Genomic DNA, 3,805 nt, shown 5'->3' on the forward strand with positions numbered 1-3,805 from the left:
CAGCCAGAGGGAGTCGTCCCCGCCCTCCTTCAGGGCCGCCTCGAAGGCCTCGCGGGCCTTGGCGTTCTCGGTGGTGCGCCCCAGGGCCATGGCCAGGCCCAGGCGGTCGAGCTTGGTCATGGAGGCGCCCTTGCGCGAGAACCAGGCGATGGCCGTGCCCGGGTCCTGGTAGCGGGCGCGGATCACGGTCTGCACGCGCAGGAAGCGCTCGTCGCGGTCTGGCCGGGAGGCCACGTTCTTGGGCAGCCGGGCCACGCGCTCGGAGAGGTAGCCCACGCGCTCGTTGATCTCGGGGTGGGTGGAGAGGTAGGCGGGCACGGAGCCGTAGCCCTTGAAGATCTTGGTGCGCTGCATCACCTCGAAGGCCTGGGGCAGCCCGCGCGGGGGGTAGCCCGCGTTCACCAGGTAGTTCATGCCCACCTCGTCGGCCTCGCGCTCGTCGTCGCGCGAGTAGTTGAGCAGGGCCTGGCGCGCGGCGGCCTGTGAGCCCACCATCATGGCCCCGGCGGCGTCCTTCTGCCCCGTGGCCGCGCCCAGGGCGAACCCCGCCAGCACGCCCAGCATGGAGGCGATGCTGATGATGCTGGACTGCTCCACGCGCTTGGCGATGTGGCGCTGCGTCACGTGGGCCAGCTCGTGGGCCAGCACGCCCGCCACCTCGGATTCGTGGTCCATGCTGAGGATCAACCCCGTGAACACGAACACGTAGCCCGCCGGGGCCGCGAAGGCGTTCACGGCGTTGTCGCGCACCACGGCCACCGTGAAGGGGAAGGGCTGCGGCGGCATCTGGCGCGTGATGCGCTCCACCACCTCCCGGGCGTAGTCCACCACCTCGGAATCCTCGACCATGGGCAGCTTGGAGCGGATGAGCACGTTGAACTTCTCGCCCAGCTCCTTCTCGTCCTTGAGGTCGAAGGAGAACATGCCGGCCCGGGCCGGGGCGGCGCTCCAGGGGGCCGGGAGGGCCAGGGCCAGGGCCAGCAGCAGGGCCAGAATCCGGGCCGGTGGACTGTGCGTTGGCGACGGCATGGATGCGTTATAAACCCTTTCCTTGAGTTGGCAACCCGCACGGGATGCGCCTGCGTCGGGGTCGTCCACGCCGCGCGTCCGGTTACGCCCGCACGATCGAACACGACGCCCCCCCTCCCCTCCCCCGGGCGCCCACCGATTTCCCGTTGAGTCCCGGCCTGATCTATGCCACTGAAAAGGATCGAGTGGTTTCCCGCGTGGTCTGTTCGTCCATCGTTCCAGGAGCCCCTATGAAACGGATGTTCGCCGCTGTCTTTCTGGCCGTCGCCCTGGCCGCCGCAGTGGTGTTCCTCCAGGCTCCGGAACGCCCGGGCGCACGCGCGCTCGTGGTGGGCATCCTCCAGCACACGGCCAACAACGCCAGCACCGTCGAGGGCTTCAAGACCGGGCTCAGGGACCTGGGCCGCAAGGAAGGCGTGAACCTGACCTTCGTGGAGCCCCCCCCGGCGGCCACCGCCGCCGACCTCCGGGAGCGCATGGCCCGGATCCTGGAACAGAAGCCCGACCTCGTCTTCGCCTCGCCCACCCTGGCCGCCCTGGCCGCCCGGGACGCCACCCGCGAAAGCGGCCCGCCCGTCGTCTTCGCGCCGGTCAACGATCCCGTCTCGGCCAAGGTGGTGGAGACGCTCCACCGCCCGGAGAGCAACCTCACCGGCGTGCGCCTGGCCCCCAGCGAGGGCCGCAGGCTCCAGGAACTCCTGGAGCTTGCCCCCGGCGCGCGCCGCGTCTTCGTGCCCTACAACCCCGACGACCCCAGCGCCCGCGCCTCCCTGGAGCAGCTCGTGGAGAGCGCCAGGGTGATCGGCGTGGAGATCATGGCCCTCTCCATCTCCGACACCACCGACCTCTTCGCCAACGGCGGCCTTGTCCCCGCCGGGGCGCAGGCGGTGTTCATGCCCCGCGAGGGGCTGGTGATGTCGCGCTTCCGGGAGTTCATCGCCCTGGCCGAGGCCCGGCGCATCCCGCTCTCGACCCCGCGCATGGAGCAGGTGCGAGGGGGCGTGCTCACGGGCTACGGCTTCGTGGGAGAGGAACTGGGCCGCCAGGCGGCCGCCATGGCAAACCAGATCCTCAACGGAACCCCCGTCTCGGGAATGCCCGTGGAGACCGCTCAGGACTATCTCTTCATCAATCTCGCGGCCGCGCGGCGCATCGGGCTCCACGTTCCCGACGCCTTCCTGGACCGCGCCCAGTACGTCTTCCGGGAGCCTCAATGAGCGCCATGGCCCCGCCGCGCCTGAGCCGCGCCCTGGCCTGGAGCTTCCTGGCCCTGGCCGCCGCGCCCATCCTGCTGCTGGCGGGACTGATCACCTTCGCGGGCTACGAAACCCGCCTGGAGGACGTGTACCGCTACAACCGCCAACGCGCCGACAACCTGGCCCTTCGCACCGGCGAACTCCTGGGCGGCTCGGCCAGGGAAATCCTCGCCGCCCTGCGCGCAAAGGACTTCTACGCCCAGGAATCGCGCGCCCGCCGCGCCATGCTCCTGGAGATCGCCACCGGCATGCCCATGCTGCGCGAACTGCGCGTGCTGGACCCGGACGGCGCCGCACTGGCCGCAGTCTCGGCCTTCAAGGCCCTGGACCACGCCCACCTCAGGCCCGAAGCCTCGGCCACCTTCCGTGCCGCCATGGAGACCGGCATGCCCGCCTTCGGCGAAGTGACCATCGACCCCGACGTGGGCGAACCCCTCCTGCCCATGGCCGTGCCCGTGCCCGAGCCGCGCACCGGCGGCGTGCGGGCCGTGATCATGACCACGCTGCGCCTGAAGGTCCTGCGCGACCTGGTGCTCGCCCTCTCGGACCCGCCCCGCCAGACCGCCCTGATCACCACCACCCGGGGGCGCATCCTGGCCAGCCCGGACTTCTCCCAGGTGCTGGCGGGCGAGGTGTTCCTGCCGCAGGCCGGCTCCGGCGTGCAGGAGGGCTCCGCGGGCAAGCCCTGCGTGGCCGCGACGAGCCCCGTGCGCATCGGCGACCAGGTGCTCGCCGCCGTGGCCGAGGAGGACGCCGCCCACGCCCTCAAACCCTTCTACCGCAACCTCTTCGTCACCGCACAGGTGTTTGTCGCCGCCCTGGCCGCCGCCGCGCTCCTGGCCTGGCTGGCCCGACGGCACCTGCTGGGCCCCGTGAACGACCTCGCACGCGCAGCCGCCTCCATCCATGCGGGAGACCTCACCGCCCGCGCCGTGGGCGGCCGCTTCCGGGAAACCCGCGCGGTGGCCGAGGCCTTCAACGTGATGACGGGACGCCTCCTGGACACCAAGGCCGACCTGGAACGCCAGGTGCTCGAACGCGCCCGCGCCGAAGAGGCCCTGCGCGACAGCGAGAACCGCTACCGCCTCCTGGTGGAACACGCCCGCGACGCCATCTACCTGGCCGACAGCGAGGGACGCCTCGTGGACGTGAACCCCGAGGCCTCCGCCCAGACCGGCTACTCCCGCGAGGAACTGCTCGCCATGCGCGTGGCCGACGTGGACGTGAAGGCCACCCCGGAATATTTCGTGCATTTCGCGCAGAAGCTGCTCACCCTGCGCCGCGCCGAATTCGAGACCCTCCACCGCCGCAAGGACGGCTCCACCTTCCCCGTGGACGTGCACGTGAGCTGCTTCGAAACCGAAGGCAAGCCCTACGTGCTGGGCTTCGCCCGCGACGTGGCCGAGCGCCGCCGCATGCAGGAGGTGATGATCCAGACCGAGAAGATGATGAGCCTGGGCGGCCTGGCCGCAGGCATGGCCCACGAGATCAACAACCCCCTGGGGGGCATCCTTCAGGCG

At 70.9% G+C, this 3,805-nt stretch carries 3 protein-coding genes; 2 read left to right on the plus strand and 1 reads right to left on the minus strand.

The genetic code is table 11. From position 1 onward, the window contains the following. Window positions 1-1,029, minus strand: a 1,029-nt coding sequence (locus ACV4UX_RS17770; RefSeq protein ID WP_491594614.1) for a M48 family metallopeptidase, incomplete at its 3' end; no start/stop codon positions are given. 230 nt (window positions 1,030-1,259) lie between these two features. On the opposite strand from ACV4UX_RS17770, the gene ACV4UX_RS17775 reads away from it, so the two are divergent. Both ACV4UX_RS17775 and ACV4UX_RS17780 read left to right on the plus strand, forming a co-directional pair. Then, entirely contained in the window at window positions 1,260-2,246 is a 987-nt protein-coding gene (locus ACV4UX_RS17775) for an ABC transporter substrate-binding protein (protein ID WP_491594615.1), read from the plus strand. Beyond that, window positions 2,243-3,805 (plus strand): PAS domain S-box protein (locus tag ACV4UX_RS17780; protein WP_491594616.1); only part of this gene is annotated, 1,563 nt, incomplete at its 3' end. The genes ACV4UX_RS17775 and ACV4UX_RS17780, both read left to right, overlap by 4 nt.

It is taken from the genome of Fundidesulfovibrio sp. (assembly GCF_058402725.1).

Excerpts from the sequence above, each read along its gene's own strand:
- ACV4UX_RS17775 (WP_491594615.1), top strand. The coding sequence starts at position 1,260 with ATGAAACGGATGTTCGCCGCTGTCTTTCTGGCCGTCGCCCTGGCCGCC.